Origin of the sequence: Pseudobutyrivibrio sp. C4 (genome assembly GCF_900111635.1) — a bacterium.
Lineage (GTDB): Bacteria > Bacillota > Clostridia > Lachnospirales > Lachnospiraceae > Pseudobutyrivibrio > Pseudobutyrivibrio ruminis.
Genome location: NZ_FOHF01000002.1, coordinates 185,464 through 204,900, shown reverse-complemented (window position 1 = coordinate 204,900; position 19,437 = coordinate 185,464). Strand labels below are relative to the sequence as shown.

The 19,437-nt window shown below is 31.7% G+C and carries 17 protein-coding genes; 1 reads left to right on the top strand and 16 read right to left on the bottom strand.

The genetic code is table 11. The features are described 5' to 3' along the window. Nucleotides 1-74: 74 nt before the first annotated feature. The 14 genes from BMY66_RS04740 to BMY66_RS04675 all read right to left on the bottom strand — a co-directional run bounded on the left by BMY66_RS04740 (nucleotide 75) and on the right by BMY66_RS04675 (nucleotide 14,255). A complete protein-coding gene (locus BMY66_RS04740; protein WP_090394307.1) occupies nucleotides 75-2,789 on the bottom strand; it encodes a DNA-directed RNA polymerase subunit alpha C-terminal domain-containing protein in 2,715 nt (904 codons plus the stop codon). 15 nt (nucleotides 2,790-2,804) lie between these two features. Continuing rightward, nucleotides 2,805-3,530, bottom strand: a complete 726-nt coding sequence (locus BMY66_RS04735) for a DUF6339 family protein (protein WP_090394306.1) — start codon at nucleotides 3,528-3,530, stop codon at nucleotides 2,805-2,807. Further along, entirely contained in the window at nucleotides 3,520-4,389 is an 870-nt protein-coding gene (locus tag BMY66_RS04730; RefSeq protein ID WP_090394305.1) for a hypothetical protein, read from the bottom strand. Before BMY66_RS04730 ends, BMY66_RS04735 begins: the two co-directional genes overlap by 11 nt. Beyond that, nucleotides 4,376-6,250, bottom strand: a complete 1,875-nt coding sequence (locus tag BMY66_RS04725) for a hypothetical protein (protein ID WP_090394304.1) — start codon at nucleotides 6,248-6,250, stop codon at nucleotides 4,376-4,378. Before BMY66_RS04725 ends, BMY66_RS04730 begins: the two co-directional genes overlap by 14 nt. 17 nt (nucleotides 6,251-6,267) lie before the next feature. Then, on the bottom strand, nucleotides 6,268-6,492 hold the full coding sequence (locus BMY66_RS04720) for a hypothetical protein (RefSeq protein WP_090394303.1): 225 nt from the start codon (nucleotides 6,490-6,492) through the stop codon (nucleotides 6,268-6,270). A 272-nt stretch (nucleotides 6,493-6,764) separates the two neighbouring features. Further along, nucleotides 6,765-7,508, bottom strand: coding sequence for a hypothetical protein (locus tag BMY66_RS04715; protein ID WP_090394302.1), 744 nt, complete (start codon nucleotides 7,506-7,508; stop codon nucleotides 6,765-6,767). 63 nt (nucleotides 7,509-7,571) lie between these two features. After that, nucleotides 7,572-7,754 carry a hypothetical protein gene (locus BMY66_RS04710; RefSeq protein WP_090394301.1) on the bottom strand — a complete coding sequence of 61 codons (183 nt, stop codon included), beginning with the start codon at nucleotides 7,752-7,754 and terminating at the stop codon, nucleotides 7,572-7,574. A 39-nt stretch (nucleotides 7,755-7,793) separates the two neighbouring features. Continuing rightward, nucleotides 7,794-8,825, bottom strand: coding sequence for a DNA cytosine methyltransferase (locus BMY66_RS04705; RefSeq protein ID WP_090394300.1), 1,032 nt, complete (start codon nucleotides 8,823-8,825; stop codon nucleotides 7,794-7,796). A gap of 103 nt (nucleotides 8,826-8,928) precedes the next feature. Next, complete coding sequence (locus tag BMY66_RS04700; protein ID WP_090394299.1) at nucleotides 8,929-10,284, bottom strand: phospholipase D-like domain-containing protein; 1,356 nt, start codon at nucleotides 10,282-10,284, stop codon at nucleotides 8,929-8,931. Nucleotides 10,285-10,386: 102 nt separating this feature from the next. Then, a complete protein-coding gene (locus BMY66_RS04695) occupies nucleotides 10,387-10,779 on the bottom strand; it encodes a hypothetical protein (protein ID WP_090394298.1) in 393 nt (130 codons plus the stop codon). 30 nt (nucleotides 10,780-10,809) lie between these two features. After that, nucleotides 10,810-12,636 (bottom strand): DUF262 domain-containing protein, encoded by a 1,827-nt coding sequence (locus BMY66_RS04690; protein WP_090394297.1) that lies wholly within the window; start codon nucleotides 12,634-12,636, stop codon nucleotides 10,810-10,812. Nucleotides 12,637-12,771: 135 nt separating this feature from the next. After that, nucleotides 12,772-12,993, bottom strand: coding sequence for a hypothetical protein (locus tag BMY66_RS04685; protein ID WP_090394296.1), 222 nt, complete (start codon nucleotides 12,991-12,993; stop codon nucleotides 12,772-12,774). Between the two features lie 367 nt (nucleotides 12,994-13,360). Then, entirely contained in the window at nucleotides 13,361-13,627 is a 267-nt protein-coding gene (locus tag BMY66_RS04680) for a DUF4177 domain-containing protein (RefSeq protein WP_177175581.1), read from the bottom strand. Nucleotides 13,628-13,670: 43 nt separating this feature from the next. Continuing rightward, nucleotides 13,671-14,255, bottom strand: coding sequence for an SEL1-like repeat protein (locus BMY66_RS04675; protein WP_090394295.1), 585 nt, complete (start codon nucleotides 14,253-14,255; stop codon nucleotides 13,671-13,673). 434 nt (nucleotides 14,256-14,689) lie between these two features. Between BMY66_RS04675 and BMY66_RS04670 the strand changes: the two genes are divergently transcribed. Further along, on the top strand, nucleotides 14,690-17,767 hold the full coding sequence (locus BMY66_RS04670) for a DEAD/DEAH box helicase family protein (RefSeq protein WP_090394294.1): 3,078 nt from the start codon (nucleotides 14,690-14,692) through the stop codon (nucleotides 17,765-17,767). Nucleotides 17,768-17,879: 112 nt separating this feature from the next. Here BMY66_RS04670 and BMY66_RS04665 read toward each other — a convergent pair whose 3' ends face one another. Together BMY66_RS04665 and BMY66_RS04660 are read right to left on the bottom strand one after the other, a co-directional pair. Beyond that, nucleotides 17,880-18,470: a hypothetical protein gene (locus BMY66_RS04665; protein ID WP_090394293.1), complete on the bottom strand. Its 591-nt coding sequence runs from the start codon at nucleotides 18,468-18,470 to the stop codon at nucleotides 17,880-17,882. A 12-nt stretch (nucleotides 18,471-18,482) separates the two neighbouring features. Beyond that, nucleotides 18,483-19,328 carry a hypothetical protein gene (locus tag BMY66_RS04660; RefSeq protein ID WP_090394292.1) on the bottom strand — a complete coding sequence of 282 codons (846 nt, stop codon included), beginning with the start codon at nucleotides 19,326-19,328 and terminating at the stop codon, nucleotides 18,483-18,485. Nucleotides 19,329-19,437: the final 109 nt, after the last annotated feature.

Genomic DNA, 19,437 nt, shown 5'->3' with positions numbered 1-19,437 from the left:
TCAATTAATGGCGTAATTATATAATTACATACATTTCTAAAAGCCAGAAATCGTTGCCTACAAAACTTTTTCGGCTAATAGATTGTATATGTTTCATCTTTAAATTTAAAATATTTTGATTGTGCTAACTCTTTTGGTATAACCATACGCGCAAGTCCTCGGATCGCCAAAAACGATGAAAGCTTTCCTTCTGATATACTTGAATAGCCCTCAGATTTTAAAATATGAGCTATTAATTGCGAATATGAATCGATTCCCAGTGCACTATCAATTATTATATTTTTTTGATATCTTCTGTCTTTATAATCAGGTGCGACCAATGTATATGTAGGTATATATTTTCTTATAATACTTTCAAGCAAGAAATAATTCCATTCATATTCTATTTCAGGGAAGTCACTGTAATCTACTATATTAATTAATGGCAGATATTTATTATCTTGCATCATTTTATCAAGACTTGTTTTTATAGACTGAATTACATCCGCAGATAAGTTAAATAGGTCATTTTTTACATAAATGTCATTTGATGTACGTATATAATCTTCTTCTATGCAAAAAAAGGTCATTGATGCAGAAACTGGGGTCCACATCATTTCCTCAATTAATGCTTGATAACGATCATAGGAAATAAAGTCCGGATAACCTAATAAATATAATGATAATTCTTTCATAGTGTATTTGCAGTTTTCTATTAAGCCTTTTTTTACAAGATTTGGACGTCTATAATCCAAAGATTCTTTAAAAAGCTTTGCAACATAATAGAAAAGCGGAACGGCATTATCAATATTATTGCGTTCTAGCATTAATGGCATATTTGTTTTTATGACAGAATAAAGCTTTTTATCTGATACGATTCCATTTCGCTCTAATAATACTTTTAAATTGTTTTCTAATTCTTTTTTTTCGTACTCATCAATAATAATCAAATCTGTTGAGCTATACATATGATAGTCCCAACGAAACAGGTTTGGTTCCTGTTCAAAGATTAATTCTATCATTATGTCAGAGAATCCTGGAAAAGCTTTTTTTATTTCGTCTTTTGAAACAGGTCTTTTTTGCTCTAATATGAAATTATTTATTCGTTCAGCGTTACTAATGACTTGGCCGTCAACCCTACGGCGGATCAAATAATCTCTGTGATATTCGTATTCGTAAGGGTAATATAACATTAAAACGCCATGTAGAAAATAATAGTTGTCAATATTACTCGTAAGACTAAGAAGACCTTCGTTTTTGGCATATAGTTCAGAGTAATATACATTATCTACTTCATAATCATCAATTTCTTCTTTTATTTTGTTTAAAACGGTTAAGTCAATTTGCACATTTTCCTTGGTAATGATTTTGCCTCTATCACGAATAATGAAGTTATCTGCCAATCTGGCTGTCAGTGCTCTATTTCCTGCTGGAAGCTCTTCGCCGTATTTTTCCTTAACGATTTTCCTCAGATTATCCAAGTCTTCGCAAATAGCATTGTTATCTTGGGTTGTTTTTAATCCATTTGGGAAATACTCATTAAGAACTAATCTACATAATTGAGTATAAGAAACGGATTTTGGCGCAACGTATGAGCCATATACTTTGAAATTATATTCTTCAAATAAACTAAGCAATTCGTCTTGTCCCATGAAAAAAAAGCCTTCTTGCTTAAAACTTTCATCAAGTTCTTCATAACAATCATCAATGTCTATCCCATCTCCAATAAAACCTATGACTAATTGTAATATTTTGCTTGAAGTTGATTCTTTTTCTTTACTTTCGACTATGCAATCTGCAAAGCTTAAATATTCATACTTTCCGTCCTGCTTAAGGATATGTTGTGCCACTAAGCGGTTATCTTCATCTGAAAAATAATCTGACAAATCATTCAGCTTAAAATAACCATCTTTTTCAATTATTGGTTGCACTATGTATTCAACTGTTCTAAAGTATTTTCGGATGAATTTAGCCTCTATCTGGCGCACTCTTTCCCTACTTAACTTGATTTCGTCACCTATTTCTTGAAGCGTATCATGCTTGGCTCTTCTTAACACGACATTATAGTTTCTGCTTGCATTTATTTTTTCTTCATTAAAATATTCTTCAATAGCATTTTTTTTGAAAGATGTATTGTCTTCATTGTAATTTCCATTTAAATAATTGCTAAGTATGTCGTAAATTTCTTTCTTCGCAACGCTGCCGGCTCTTCGAAGATCATCAACAGAATTTTCCTGTAAAAATAATGCCAATTCAAGTATGCTAGTAAGATTGTTTGTTGCAAGAGTATTGTAAGTACGATTGGATAAATCATACAATCTGTTGATGTGAATATTTTGTAAATCGCCATTTTCTATTCCCTCAATGATTCTTTGTGGAATACTAGTAGGTGGCAATTCCTTTTCTTTAGCAATACTGACATTGCCTTTTAGCAGTTCAGATATAAACATATTAATTTCATCAATAGTTTTCTTACCTGCACCGCGTGTAGCTTCAAATTTACCATTATCATAATAAGTTATTAAATCTGCAACAGTTGTTATTCTATTCCTTAAAAGAACATTTTTTGCGCGGACACTTAGATCAAGACAATCAAATATATTAACTTCTTCGTAATTTATGTCATTTTGCTCTGTGGGTTGTTCTAAACTATTGATTTCACTCTGCGTCTCTAAAGTGTCACTGTTTTCATTTGTATCTGATTTATCATTTTTGATATTGCTTGTTTCTAAAATTGGAGCAGTTAAACAAAATGGACAAACATCAAAGTTAATCTCGTCGTATTCATTGCCACAGTTTTTACAGATCATATTGTACCCTCTTATCTATGAATGATTCTTTATATATGCGGAAACTTTATTGTATATAAAATCATATCCTAAAACGTCTATAATATATGTTCCAGCAAGAAGATTTACATACTTTGCAACAGCTCTAATCAAATCACGATCAATACTTCTCCCCTCTTTGCTAGCATCATAAATGGCTGACACAGTACCCTTCAAAGTGATTGGATTATTAAAAACATTTCTACCACATACAGACTCTATAAAATCCTGATATTTACAGACAAAGTCCGTTAATTCGTATGGATTATCGCGCTTATAATCTACTGTCACTCTTCCAATCCACCATAATCTAGCTATGCCATTTCTGAATAGTGAACGTTGGCTAGAATAATTAAAAAAGAAACGATTAAGCATATCAGTCGAATCTATTGGATTCCAGCGATATTTCATATAATCTAATTGGGAGCCTAATGTCATCGCTACCCATAGTCTTTCATCAGATGCCTGCGAATCGGATAGAGCTTTCATGTGATTGTAAACACGTTTAACATTCTCAGCATCTGTCAGGGACTCTTTCCCTTCTTCATTTTCACCAGTCTCTAAGATAAAATCTTCGATTTCAATGTTTGATTCTTTTAAGTAATTGGTGTTCTGTAAAAATTGCTCTAAGGAAATATTTTCTTTAATTACCTTTTTATAGAGCTCATTTTTATTATTTTTCAAAAAGGCTAGACCATCTTCTGTAATATACTTAATTTTCATCTATGTCCTCCGAAATTGCTATATTAATTAAACCATCAGTAATAGGCGCATCTATTAATAATTGTGCCATTTCAAGGGGGTTTATATTTTCCATATTATCTTCATTTAAAGCAACATTCATTTTTGCGCATGCTTTTGAAAGATTAATAAACCATCTTTTATCTTCGTATTCGTATAATTGGTCCTTTACTGACTTCAATTCGTTAAACACATATTGAAGTGCAGGTATAATAACAATTGAATGCATGGTGCTTTGAATATCAAGCATAGAGCTCATGTTTTTATATACATTGAATGCTTTTACCGGAAGTGATATTACAATCTTTTCGCCCATTAAATCTACTTGCATAACAGAAATATTTTCATCATAGTTTGGGATAATTGAAAAAATTGAAGATGTACTTGATAAATCATCTTTAATTTTATTTACAATAAAGTTTACTTGATTACCTACTCCCATTATGCAACCTTGTTCTATATCAAAGCGAAATCCCCTATAGTCTGCTGAAAAGTCGTCATTGCAATAGCTAGGAATATTTTTATTGGCTATCAAAAAACTACATATTTCTACCTTTCCATTGATATCTTTATCTCTTAATGTATATGATAGCTCTAATTCATTCGTTGAAATTGCATTTCTATAACATGTTTGAGGACATTCTATATGGTAGACAATCACTACATCACCACTTCTTAAATAATCTACTAACAATTTATTTTGAAGAGTAGCTGACATCTTAAAACAAATATCATAGCCGACCCTCTCCGCGTCTACATTTGTCTCAAATAGACTATTTTCATAAAAATCAGTGCCCTCCATTAATACAGGATGAGTATAATATTTATTACGCAGTTGCATAAATCTTTACCTCCAATGAGCAAATCTCATAATAATCCAATTCTATTTTCATCCTTAATTCAGAATCTTTAGTCAACGGTACGCCTTTAATAATATGACCACTTACGGTACATTCATTACCTCCAATTAATTGGGCACTTTTTATCGGAGCTTCATATATACTGGTTTCAGCAGACAAGTATACTTCAATTTCACCATTCGTTGCGTTGATTGAAGGTATTAACTTAAACATATAAATACCTTTTTCTTTATCAACGCGTACAGGTACAAATTTTTCTAATGTAACTGCTTTACGAGTTGGCATTTTTTCAGTACCAGGGCCTTCAATATGTACATTATCCTCTTTGCGCCCAGTATGTTGATCTGTGTGGCCACCATTATGTGGATATCCTAAATCATTGCCTCCGCGCTCAACATTGACATCATCTAGATTCGAATCGTCAGTATTGAAATCGTCGCCTTCTTTATTAGCAGGAAGACTCTTCTTTTTTACTACTTTTCTATTAATATCTTGTATTTGGTCACTGATAACCTCATCTTTTGATAAATCTGCATCATCAATGTCCTCATCAGGAATAAAGGATCCGATTCCTACAGCGTCCATTTCTTCTTCGGAACCTGTCGTTAATAGTTCTTCGAGGTGTTCTTTTATATTATTATATAGAGCCTTAATCAGGCTTGCCTCCTGGGTTGGGTTAGCAGCTCTTTCTGGTTCCCACTTATCATGACGCGGGTTTTCTATCAATCTCAATCTTTCATTTATCTTATCGCCTTCTATAAACAAGACACCAGCAAATGGAACTTGAGATGTTATCGCTTTGTCAAAAATTTTCATGCCTGTTTGACGTATCATTGAAACTTTTTTTGGCATGTCCTGTTCACCAATAAGTAATCCTAACTTAATCGTTCCCAATCCATTAAAATTCTCTTCAAACCAGCAAGTTTCTTCAGAGGTTAGTACCATATAATACTTGCTGGTTGTACTTTTTAGCTCATCTTGATATTCGTCAATTAAAGAACTTAATGTACTCTTTGTAATTAATTTATTACCTATTTTTACTTCTATTTGATCTTTCCATATTGCACCTAAAAAACCATCTAGAATAGAAACAATAAGTTTATTTTCCCAGTCATGAGTGTCAAACTTATAGCCACAAATATATATATCTGTACCATATGTATTACCAGTACGAGGCCGAAAATCAGGATCTAAATGCAATTGTTCATTATGAACAGGTGTGTTTTTTTCCTCTCCAAAATAACCGACACCTTGTGTAGTTTGATTGTTTTCATTTGTAAATGTAACTAATCTTGATACACCCTGGTATGCTTCTTCTCCGTCTGAATTATAAGTACTATAAAAAACAGTAGATAATTCAGAACACGCGAATGGTGCATACTTTCCTATACCGTATGAACCTCCTGCCGTTCCTTTTTTGTCTGAAGCGCCTGATGATTTTGTCAAATTAGTCCAATCGGAATTTCTTTGTTCATTTGTACCAAGTAATCCAGTTGTATGAAAATCACTAATTCGTAATATAGAACATTTTTCATTACTAATCACACGTGTAGCATGCTGAAAAAAATCTTTTGTAGCACTACCTTTTTGAATAGTCCAAAACTCTTTACATCTATCAAAAGTATCTATCAAATATTCTGAGCCTGGCAGAGCACTAGTTGGAATACTAAACAAGCTGAATTCGATATTAACCTTTTTACTTGTATCATGAGCATCTAATGAGTTTTGACATATTTCTCTAGCTAGTGATTCTAATGGGGTACCACTAAAAGTTGCCACTCCCGAATCATTAATTCCTTTTATTTCTCCATCATCATTGATTGGAAATCTCCATTGTACCATTATCAATTCCTCCAAGCTTATAGGCTAAATGTGTCGTCAGAATTCTCTTGTAAATCAAACCTTGTTTTAGCCATTTTTAATTCTTTATCTATTGCATCAAATATCTTTTTGACATCTTTAGAATTATATTCATATACTCTTGTGTTAGAACAATTACCAAGTAGTCTAATCATTGATATTATTTTATTTGTTCTAGCTTCTGCCAACCTAATAAACTTTTCTTTTTTAGTTTCATTAGCCATTATTCATACCTCCTGAATCGAAAACGGATGTTATATTTTTTATATATTATCATTATTTTTCAAATATTTCAAATATACGGATAACTTTCAGGTATATTTATTATAAAAAAAAGATTTGCGCCATATTTTATATATGTTGCGCAAATCTTTTTAGACATTTATATTTCTTCCCAATAATTCATTATAAGATACATCTAATATGCATTAGTCTTTGCTATTTGTAAATATAAATCTTCAAATCATATACATGTATATATCTTTAGGTCTTTTAGCTATAAAAAGTCTTCTATATCTAAGAAATCTCCTGATTGTATGTAATAATTATCAGCGTCTATCCTAGTACGTTTAGTAATATAATCGTTCCTTTTGATTATAAAGCCTTGCTTTATATATTCTTTCACAATATAAGCAGGTAAAAATCCTACAATATTAGGTTTCCATATAGTCTTTTCAGCTTTTAATTTATAGTCTTTTTGAGAGTTATTATTTATTCCTTTAAAAATATCCTTTGCAGCTGGAGCTATTCTAACGAACATAAAATAATCATATACCCCCTGATTATCTTTATCTTTGTTAGGAATATATGTAGCATTACTGTCCCAGTCCTTTACTTCTAACAAAAATAGGTTACCTTGCTGTTTTGTAGATTTAATAGTTATATAGTCATCATCTATCATTAAATCGTTTGAATCCCATTTGCCTTTCTTTGATTGGCTGAGATCGGGAATGGAAACAGTAATGTCCTCGTTTTGAGCAAAATAATTGTATATAGCATATTCAGCTAGCTTTCCTTGGAAAGTGTCTTGGAATATACTCTCTGGACCTCTTTTTTTTGTTCCACCACTTCTTTTTTCTCGGTGTTCTCCAAGTCCTCCAAAAGTCATCCCCCACGCAAAATCAAAGCAATCATCTATATCTTTAGTGCTAACACTAGAATTGACAACAAAGTCTTTTGTACTCGTAAAAAAATAATGCTTAACTTTATCGCCTTCACATGATAATCTCGAAAACTTCAATTATCATCACCCCCAAGAAATTGATATATTTAAATTTTACAAGAAAAAAGGCTAGATAACAACTTACGTTGTATCTAGCTTTTCATCATCTTCATCGTCACATATATCAACAACATGCCAACCAGGACTTTTGTGAGATATTCTACTGGAAACAGTTTCAGGAGTGGTACCAACCATCTTAGCTAAAATACCTCTACTTTCGGCAACCGCAATAGGTAATTCGTAAATATCATTAGTAACTTTCATATATAGCCTCATATGAAATTCCTTTCTGTTGTATACACACTAAGCCTGATTGCTGATAACTTGGTCGATATTATTTTTGGCAATAATAATATCCTTCTCTCCAATAGCTTCCGCTATGCTTTCTGCTATCCTTCTGATTACTGGAACGCATACAGAATTCCCTGCTTGCTTATAAAGTTTTGCATCGCTTTGATTTGTAGGTAAAATATAATCATCTGGAAAACCTTGAGTATTAAAACATTCTCGTGGCGTCATTTTTCTTATGCCATCTTTAACTTTAACAATACATACATTATGTCCACCCTCGCCTTGATTTGCAGTTAATGTTGGAACAACTCCACTCTTATTTTTTCTTACATATTTACGTCTCCATTGGTAAACAGAAGGATTATTTATATCTTCGTCTTGTGTAGCAAGAACTAATTGTTCATAAATATCGCCTTTATATTTTCCAGGAGTATAGTAGTATTTCTCATCTTTAGGGTTATCAAAATCAATAATATCCCTAACTGTTGTATTTAAGGTGATTGGTAATGGCCAATGAAAACGTGCATAATCCTCGGTATCCCTGAATGCAACAATATATATTCTTTCACGATTTTGAGCCATATTACCATAATTCATTGCATTTAATACCTGAAATGTATAATGGTACCCTAAAATATCTAGTTGCTCACATATTACCCTAAAAGTATTGCCATTGTCATGACTAACAAGATTTTTAACATTTTCAAAAAAAGCCACCCTTGGTCTATGAGCTTCAATGATTCTTATTAATTCAAAAAATAATTCGCCTCTACCTTTTACATCATCAAAACCCTGGCGATATCCTGCAATTGAAAAAGCTTGGCATGGAAATCCTCCGACGATTATATCCGTATCCGGGATCTCTTCGCTTTTAACGTCATGGATATCTCTAATGTCAACTTTTAAGTTTGGAAAATTCATTTCTAAAGTTTGTGCTGGATATTTATCAAATTCATTTGCATAAATTGTTTCAAAGACTCCAGTTTGAGAAAAACCTAAATCTATTCCACCAACTCCTGCAAAAAAAGATGCTATAGTAATCATAAAATATCGTCCTCCCTTTTATTATTTTAATTATAGTAAAAATCGCGGCGCGCCGCAATCCTTCAAAAACAATTTCCGCATTTATGTCTTTGTTCTTCTATTCTTATTCATCTATTTCTTCTGAAAAACTGTCCATTCCATAGAATTTTTCATAAGTTCCAAGTTCTGCAAAATCAATTGAATACTTTTGGCTACTATGCTTTGTGAACACTACTGAATCGACACCAAACCTCTCCAACATTTCATATGTAATTAAAGTTCCTTCTGGCACCTCAAACACATCTCGTAACAGCCATTTTCCTAATACTTTATTAGGATTACTCATTATAGATTTTCCAACAAGTTGTCTTTGTTCTTCTTTCAGTCTATCTTCCTCTGACATTTTTGCCATCGCCTCATCTGACACTTTAGGAAAGGCTGCTTGGCAAACTTTTGCTGAAATAACAGTCCCATCAGGTAATTTTAAATCAAATGGTGTGTCTCGTGGTGGAAAGAAATCTGGATGAGCTTGTCTTACTTCAGATAAATAAGGTATATATATCTCATTACAATCACGCGCTCTACCATTAGCATTCCATTGGTTTAAACCACTACGCTCTGGAACATATCTTTCCCCCTTTTTTATCGCAAATAGTGGTAAGCATATCTGGGGCTCTATAAGAGTATCACTATTACTATTTTCTATTACATTAATAATATTATTTACATTTGTTTGTGAATCTTCATTATCACTGGATTCTGTACTCACATTAATAGAATAAGTATTTATCGTTTCATCTGCAGCTATAGATAAATGCTCATCTTTATTATTTGAATTAACTATGTCACTTAGATGCATAAGTAATTCAAAGGGGTCATCAATGATTGGAACTTCTATTCGATCAAGTTCTTCCAAATCATCGAAAATCATGTATAAAGTATTTTTAGAGCGACTGAAATGATAAGTGTGAACTCCATCAGAAAAATAGGTATTATTATTATTTCCTCTCTCATCAATTAAACTAATATTCTCTCTGTCTATGTAATCAAAAGAACATTCTAGTATCTGCATTGCCCCTGGAATTCTTTTAACAACATGATAAATCATGGTATCGATGCCATGCATATTCATAGTAACTCGAATTCTTTCATTTCGATACTCTGCTATTTTGTCTATTAACTCTATGCCATTTAACTCAGCATAAGTATTTCTTAGACGACCAAATTCTGCAACTTTTTGATCATCTCTACCCATCCATGTTTTTAATCCCACTCCGACTCTATCTTTTTTGGCATCTGCAGAACAATCATATCGAGCCAAATTATCAGCTTCCAAATATTTACAAAATGAGTTTTCATGTGCTCTATAAGATAGATATGGGCAATCACTTTCAGAAAACAAATTTGATAATTGACCTATTATCTTAAGTATTCGTTTATATTGATCTTTATTTTTTTGTGGTTGGATTTCGTAAAACATATTATTATCCTCCAGATAATTTCTTGCTAAAGTAATATAAATGCCACTGTTTCATAAAATATGAATGAACTAGATTTTCTAAATATTACTCATTTATACTTCTTAGCGGTCATTCAAAAAAATCTTAACAGGATTAGCTTCTCCACGTTTAAATAATTTTTCTACGGATACACCTATGTATTTTTTTCTTATTATATTATCAGCAATTCTTCCACTGAACCCAATTCTATCTTTTTCAAAATTACTGTCATAAGGTATAGTCTCTCTGTTAAGTTTTTGTGCAGGTAGCCACTCGTCTACTTGATAAACTTCTTTTACAATTCCTTTTGCGACCGCAAGCACATACTCAGCACTTCGCACACTTTCAAGCTTTCTTTTCCAACATCCACGAGTACAATCATATAATTCTAAGGCTGTTAACGAATCCTTGTACGATTGATTTATTTTTATTATAGCTACATTGTCTGTTATATCTTCCCTCTTAAGGTATTCCATTTGTATCCCTCGCTGAACTGTTAATTATACTTAAAGTGACTCCCAATCATATAGTTTTTGAGCAATAGCAACAAGCTGCTCAGTTCTTGCATCTATCTTATCAATAGTCCAAGTATCTTCATTAACAATATCTTTATTTAAATATAATCCGTTCTTATAGCCAACTGTTTTATTGTCTTTTGATTTTCTATCTTTCTTTTCTTCAAAACTCTTGTTAGATAAATTCGAATTAAAACCAGTTATTGTTAAATTTCCTAGCTTATGTACATATTCTTCACGATAGTGTTTAGCCAACTCGACATCACCATTAGCTATCATATCTACCCACGCCTTAGGAATATTTTCGCCCTCCGGAAATACGTGTTCTATAGTCCAAATATATTTATTTTTAGAATCTCTCTCCCATAGTTTTGTGTATGTTTCTTTTGTTTGATGTTGTTCTTCTATATCACATAATATAAATCTTGCAGCATCAGCATTTTCATCATAGATATCCCCAGATAATTTTTCGATAAACATACTATCTGGAGCAGAAATATCTCTTAGCTTCCCTTTTATTGTTGCTTTTACACTTTCTGCTGCTAACTCTCTTATATCTGAAACACATTCTATGAAAAATGCTATTAGCTTTCTCGTACCCGGAACATCTGTTACATTTCTCCTTACAAAGAACACTATCAGAGCTTGTACGATCCAATTAACATCTTCATCCGATAAGTCCAATTCACTTTGATTTGACAATATATAAAGCAACAAAATATATGATGGTGCTCCAGAGATTCGTTCTAGTTTAACAAGTGAATCAGAATATATTTTGCTTTTATCATTATTTACAATAACAGCATACTTCTCTGCTTTACTTAGCAAATCATTTAACAGCCATTGACAGTCAAGTGAAATCATCTTTTCATATATATCAATCAGGGTAGTTTTTGTTGCCAAATAACCTAATGGATATTTTTTACCATTATTTTCAGCTTTTGCATTAAGCTCTTCCCTAAATGCATTGTAATATTGGCGGAAGAATCTTTCTTGCATAGCATAGTCTTCGCTACCAATTAAGTTAAGAATAGCACCCCATTTTTCATAGCTACTATCTGCTTCAGCTTCATTCTCAGCTTTTGCTATTAACGTATTTTTTATTAAATCTAATGCAGATAATGGCACACCTCTGTGGTTAAGAGATTCAAATAGCATATATGCATCTTTATTGCTATCTACCTGGATTCCAACAAGTACTGCTTTTTCAAATTTCTTTTTTATATCCATTAAGGCAGCTATTTCATTTGTCGCTTCATTTTCCGCAATTCTTCTACTAACCTCTTCATCTAATAGTTCACAAAAATGTTTATACGCCTTCCCAATTCTTCTATAGCCGAAATTATCTGGTTTTGTAGAAACAGTTGAAATAATATTTGCAGAATAAAGTATATAAGCAAAATCCTTATCATTGTAGTTTTGCTTCTGTAGGTTTAAGCGAGGAACATATTCATTGTTTTCTCTTTTTATAGCAATCTCTTTTCGCAAATTAAACAAATCATTAACTTGTTCTTCATCCATTTCTTTTTTGTAAGTAGCAAGTTTTTCATAAATAGCTGTCAGTAAAAGAGTGACTGTTGTAAATCTTTGTTGTCCATCTATTAAATCCAGGCAATTTCCACTCAACGAACTAGTACTAACGCAAATAAACGAGCCTAAAAAATATCCAGGCTCATTTTCCATTACATCATTAAATAATGCATCCCAGTCGCCTTTGCCCCATGTATATTGTCGCTGATATTTCGGAATGCTATAAATATTTTCACTGTTAACATCAAAAATTCTTGATATTCTTTTGTCTCGTACGTCATTTATCATGATTACTTCCCCTTCAAATTTATATATTCTTCTGCTTTATACATAATATCATTAAATAGCTTATGTTGTTACATGGAGTATTGAATCCGGTCTATAAACTAACATTGGTTTCTACAACTATAACACTCTTAGAATCTATTCTTCTAAATAAGGGCATTCTACCTCATCGGATAAAATCCCTGGACTTTTATCATCAGGTGATATAAACATATCGCAGTTTGCTTTTTCCGCACCTATTGTAAATTTAGTATCTTTAAGTGCATGAATACATTTCTTACATTGTTTTGCAGATGGTCTAACTCCTGTCCATTTTTCATTTGCCTTTAGATCTTGCTTTTCTTTTATTTGCTCATGCACATTTCTCGTATCTCAAATCCTCTTTATATGTATTAGATAATTAACAAATACTTTACAACAATTCTAACGCCATCTTTTCGATAAAATTATTCTAGCGCTATTCTACATCCATAAATTGGACATTTTAATTTTGATTTTTCTAGATACCTCGTTCACACTTTGGCCCTGAAAATTCAGAGAAAATTTCACCACGCGAACAAATGGGCAAATAATCGGATAAATATACTTTACAGGAGCCCTAAAAGCTACCGTCATTTATACATTCATTATAATAAGGGCAGGTAATGCAACACCTTCCACATGACCTCTTGGCTATCCTTTTCTTCCGCTGTAACCAGAATATAATTCTACTCATAGATTTCTCCCTTTAGAGCACTTTTTCAAAAACCATAGTAGCTTGTATCTTATCACCACCCATAAAGCCCTTTGTACCAGAAGATGTAGTAGAGATTGTATGAAGTCTATATCCTTTTGCTGCTTGCTCATTAATAGTCTTCTGCAAGTTAGTAAGACTAGATACTCCTGATCCTGTGCCAATAAATTTCTCAGTAAGTACTACCTGTACAACTACATACATGTCTCCTGCCTGTCCTGCTGCTCTAAGCGCTCCTGCATCAAATCCAAATCCTACCATTTTTAAAATCCTCCTTTAGAATAGTATTTAATATATTATTAGACTAACTTGCTCTCATTTCATAAAGCTCATTTGCTGCAATTAAAGCATAATCATCAATTATTCCATGATTGCTTCCAACTGATATTGCTTTTGAAAAGAATTCTTCTGCTGTCTCTAAATTAAGTTCACCATGAAACCCATACTTATACATCTGCCCTATTCTGCAAAGACTCATAGGATTAAGTGTATTTGCATGTTTAATTCCTAGATGAAAGAATATAAAAGACATATCATAATCTCTTTCAACATAATCGCCTTTAAAATATAATTCTCCAATGCTATCAAATCCCATATTATCGCCGAAAGCTGTGGCTTTAAGATAGCATTTGAGTGCTTCATAAACGAAGTGTTCAGCCTCATGGTTTCTTAGAATCTCGTCTCCTTTATATACCCAAGCATAAGCCTCACCTTCATCAATTAACTTATCAATATAAGCCTGGCGTAATAGTTTTATTAGCTCTGGATCATTATCATCATCTAGATTTACTAAGAGATGATTAAGCATATTTCTAACAGCTGTGATATCTCCTTCTCCGGCTTTTTCAAAGGCTTCACTAAATTCTTCATAATCATTAAAAATTTTCATGTGATTACCTCCTGCGAATTATTTCAGAATACGCATTTCACGTTTTTCTAATTATAAGTATACTCAAATAGCCAACTATAAAATGGACACCTCGGAAGCCACAAATTTACTGGTTTTTACACAAAAATAAACAAAAAGGCACTGCACCATAATGATTCAGTACCTTTGTAATAGTCTTCAGTGTATGTATTCTTTATAATACTCATAGATTAATTCGTTGAGCTAATATGTTTTTTTATTAATCCCTGCAAACCAATTTTGCTTTATAGTTTAATATTGTAAATGTTTAAATAAATGTTCGCTACAACTTAATAGCTTAAAACGCATAGCTCAATGTGATGGTCCTTAAATAACTTATAGTGTAATTGTCGATTATTACTATACCCTGCTATATAATATCGTTAAAACATTCTTCTTACATTTAGAGGTATATTATGAATAGAACAGATGCATTTAAAGAAATTAATTCTACGCAAGATTACTACGTTAATGAATTAATACAATTAATAAATAGTCCTGAGTATGAAACAATGAAGCGTATTAATTTTACTTCTGCAACAGGTACAGGAAAGACAAAAATGATGGCAAAACTGATAAATAAGCTACCTCATTTTTATTTTATAATTACTACTCTTTCAAAAGGACAATTACACATTCAAATTCGTTCAAGCATTCAACATGATTGTGCTAATAATAACTTCTACGTATATGGTAGTGCAGATTATAGGATTAATAGTAAATTAGATGCGCAAGATATCATTGATAATATACCTACTAATATGCCTTGCATCTGGCTTAGAGATGAAGGACATATTAAGACAAATCGCTTTGATGAAGTCTTAGCTAATGTTTGCTACAAAATAATAAATATATCCGCTACAAATATCTATAGCGATATTAAATGTAATTTTGCGCAAACAATGATGCTACGTTCTGTCAATCAAACAGTTGGACGACCAGAAGACGCTATTGCTAAGTTAATAGAAGTAAAACAAGCTCATGAAAACATTCCTAATTATAATCCATGTGCTATTTTTCGCTGTGTAGGAAATGATGCCTACCTATATGAACATATTGTTTTTTTATGTGAGAAAAACAATTTAAAATGGATTGATATAACTAATGATGACTATGTAATGGCTGAGCTTTGTGAAGACAATAATGAATATGATGTAATTATAAATAAATTTAAGATTGTAGAGGGAATAGATATAAGAAGAGCCCATGTATTATACATGGATAATCAACCAGAAAACAATGCGACAACGATACAGGTAATAGGCAGATGTCGAAGAAATGCTCTTTTATATCGTAATGATATAGATATATTTTTACCTGAAAATAAAAAATTGCTAGAGGAAACTCGTGAGTGCTTTGTCTTTTACAATGTGAAAAGCATGAATATTGATAGCGATGAAAATGGTGAATTATATTATGCATTTTGCGACCATATTTCATGTGAAGATTTAAAACCAAATTCAACTATACAAGTAACAAATGGGCAACTTCCAAATGGCCTATATATAATTGAATTAGAGAATAAAACTGGAACTTATACTATTAAAGTAGATCCAAATACAGGATTTAATACTGTTAGCCCCTTAACAGATTTTTATGCTGAGAAAAAGGAGTGTTCTAATAATTACTACTACACGATGTGGGGTGAAAAGATAAAACTTGCTAATATTTACAAGCTACCTTTGTATGATACAGAAAATACATTTAATTATGAAAAAGACGAATATGAGTTAATTAAATGTGAGCCTTATTACAAACTTATTTCTGCCATTACGCTTAATAATTGTCATACAGAGGAGTTTACTTTATCAAAAAAGGCAATTGATCTTAATCCTTTATTAGAAAGTTTTTTATCTAACAAATCTGTGTATACACATGATTATATTGATGAGAGAATTGCTAATCTAAATAATGTATGCTTTCTTGATGAGGTAAGTGATCGCAAATTCAAGATTCCTGGTAAAATCAGCGCTTCGAAGACTGTTAATGAATATATCTCTATAAATAAAGAACAAAAGGGATATAAAAAGTTTTGTGCTTTATTGGAAAATATACTGAATACGTCAATCAATTTATCAGATGAGGGAGTTTTTCCAACTAATGATACGTTGGATACACATGCCTTATATTTAATTTGTTACTATTTAATTGAGTATAAAGAACGAAGAAAAACCTATGAAACTCTTTGGGATAGTGAGCATCGATTCAACAAAGTATTGGATAATATTAAATCATTAACCAATTCTAATTACCATAGTGCAATTAACTGGAATGTTGTAGTATACATTTCAATGAATCCAGATAATAAGGATTTTTTACTAAAAAATAATTATCAAGTTCCTGTTTTAACGTGCGAGCGTGATTATGATAAAGAATATTCTATTGATGAAAGTACCATCTCTGATTATTTTGGCGCCTTAGAAATGCGTTTAACACCTACAGAAAACAATTTAGATAAGATTATTTTTTACCCTAGTAAAGAGCTTATAGTTAATACAATAACCTCAAGACTCCAATTAACTGAAGAAAACTTACGGAATAACTGTATAGATAAATTTATTATATCTTACAACGCTTTATTTGAACGTATTAACTCAGACGAGATGTTTATGCTTCGTAATAAACATATACATGCACTAGATAGAATTAATAAGAGTGATTTAGCACTAAATTATAAAGAATATACAAAGACTATAAACGACAAAGAATCTTCTACTATAGGCGTAGACTTAATGCGACCAAGCAAAACAGCAAACAATGAAGTGATTTGGACCGAAGCAAAAACTGTAACTGCTAAAATTAGTAATCATAATAAATTTAACTCCTATATTAGCAATAAATACAAGAACGAATTAGCGTATGGCAGACAACATTGTTTTAAAGGTAAAAATAGTTTTAATCTTGATAAACGTTGTAATTCTGCACTAGGTTACTGCGTCGAGTACTATTCAAAATATCTTGTGTATGGAGAATCATATTTAAATGGATTTATCCAGAAGGCACTTGATGAAGCTTATCCTGCGAAGATTAACGATACTATTATTGTTAGAGCATGTATGCTCAAATATCGCCAGATGATGATTAACTGTTTCGGAACAGGGGTCTCAAAGGTAATAAAGACAATATCGATTTCTCAACTAATTCAAGATAAATATAAGTATTTTGTCGAATTAGTTATTGAACTAGGTACAAAAACAGCCAATTATGTAAAAAAGACGCTCTACGATGACAGACCTACACTAAATAATATCGACCCAAACCTTACAATACAACATATATCAGGCTTAGCAGATTACATTACAGAGGATATTATATTAGATGTAAAAGTAACAAATAATATTGACGAAAAATACCTTCGTCAAATACTTGCTTATCATTATCTATCGACTAAGAGAACAGACTTATATATAAATAAAGTTATAGTCTATGATGCCGTTAGTGATAAAGCTGTTGTTATTGACATTGACGAAACAAATCGAAGGATGTCTTGTTAATATCACCTTAAATAGAACAATCTAAAAAAAGTTAAAGCGTCTAGCATTAGAGTTCTAGACGCTTTAACAACTTATTATGAGTAAACAAAAAACACACAAAACTATTTTGTAATTATTTTAAGATATTAAGAACTTCAGCTCGATAGTCTTCTTTGCCTATTGTATATGAGTAATGCTTAATCTTTTTAATAGTATATTCATCTCCTAAATGTTCGATTAATAAATTGTAGGTCGCTGTTCCTAGGGCTACTAAAACTGGTTTATCGCCCAATAAAGCTATTTCTTCTTTGAAGTCACTTATATTGTCCTTTACGATACTAGGGTTCCTTTTTAGATATGATACTACCTTACTAGAATCAACTTCCTCATAATGTTTGATAACATCTGTTATATAGCTACCCCAGTATTTAGTTCCTTGTAAAGCATATCTGAGTTTGTAATCATTCTGTCTAGAATAACTACTATGAAAGTTAAACCAAGCAGATTGACCATTTGAGATATCACCATGAGTACTTGAAGCATTTAATCCTACAAATACATAACCTGTATTTATTGTTTCAAGGAGATTCTTATCTTCAAATATAGATAAATCAGCAGTATTCTTCTTAGGCATAGATTCAGAATAGTCGGTATTCCATATAGCCCAACTAGCTACTTTACCATAATTTTCTTTAAGCTTTTCATAATTGTTTTTATTTATCATCTACTAGACTCCTTATTCAAATAAAAAGTATTCTGGAAAATCATTCCTAAAAACATTGTTTAAAGCTATGGCAAATTCACGCATATAGATGAATTGATATGTAAAAGGTATTTCAAGATAATCTTCTTCATCATCATAGATGCTAGGATAAATTCTTTTAATATATTCCTTTAAGCCATACTCCTCATCATCTTCATCTGATGTGCCGTAATTATATGTATCCACTAATACTCTTCTAGCCATTAAATAATCACAATTGCATAGAGCATCCCATTTTGCAGATACGTCATGACACATAACGTTTTCCGTATATGTCAGTATTATGTCATGTAATTTATTGGCTGTTTGACTTTTTATATCCATAGACGCTCTATCTATTTGCATATGAAGTTGGATCAAGGCATTAAATATAGTATCTCTATCCCAACACACATGGCTTGTGCCATCACCAAGTTGCACAGTTTTATTAAAATACCCGTAGGCGAGTTTTTCTGCAAAGCAGAGCATTTGATTATAGATTGTTTTTACTAATTCACGATCTGTATTATTGGTATTTTCAACATTCATGGTATGCGACTCCTTTTTCTCTAGCAATTCAGTTACACTAGTTAATCCAGCATATTCTGATATAGCCTCTACTAATGCTATATCTACTGGAGAAGGGCCACCCTTTGAATACCATTTTCGTATTGTCTCTTCTGATGAATTTAAAGCATCTGCCAAATCTCCATAGCAGTCTGAGGAATTGTATTTAACACCAGCTGATCTTTTATCTTTAATAAGTTTTTTGACTATTTCTTGAAATTTATCTTTTGAAAAATAATAAGTAACACCATTGATTTGATATTCTTTTGGCATGTGTGAACCCTCCGTATGTATTCGCTATAGCTTTTATAGTTGTATTTTAGCAAATCAAATGTATATTAAAAGACCTACCATAGTTTACCAATCTCAACCATAAAAAAGG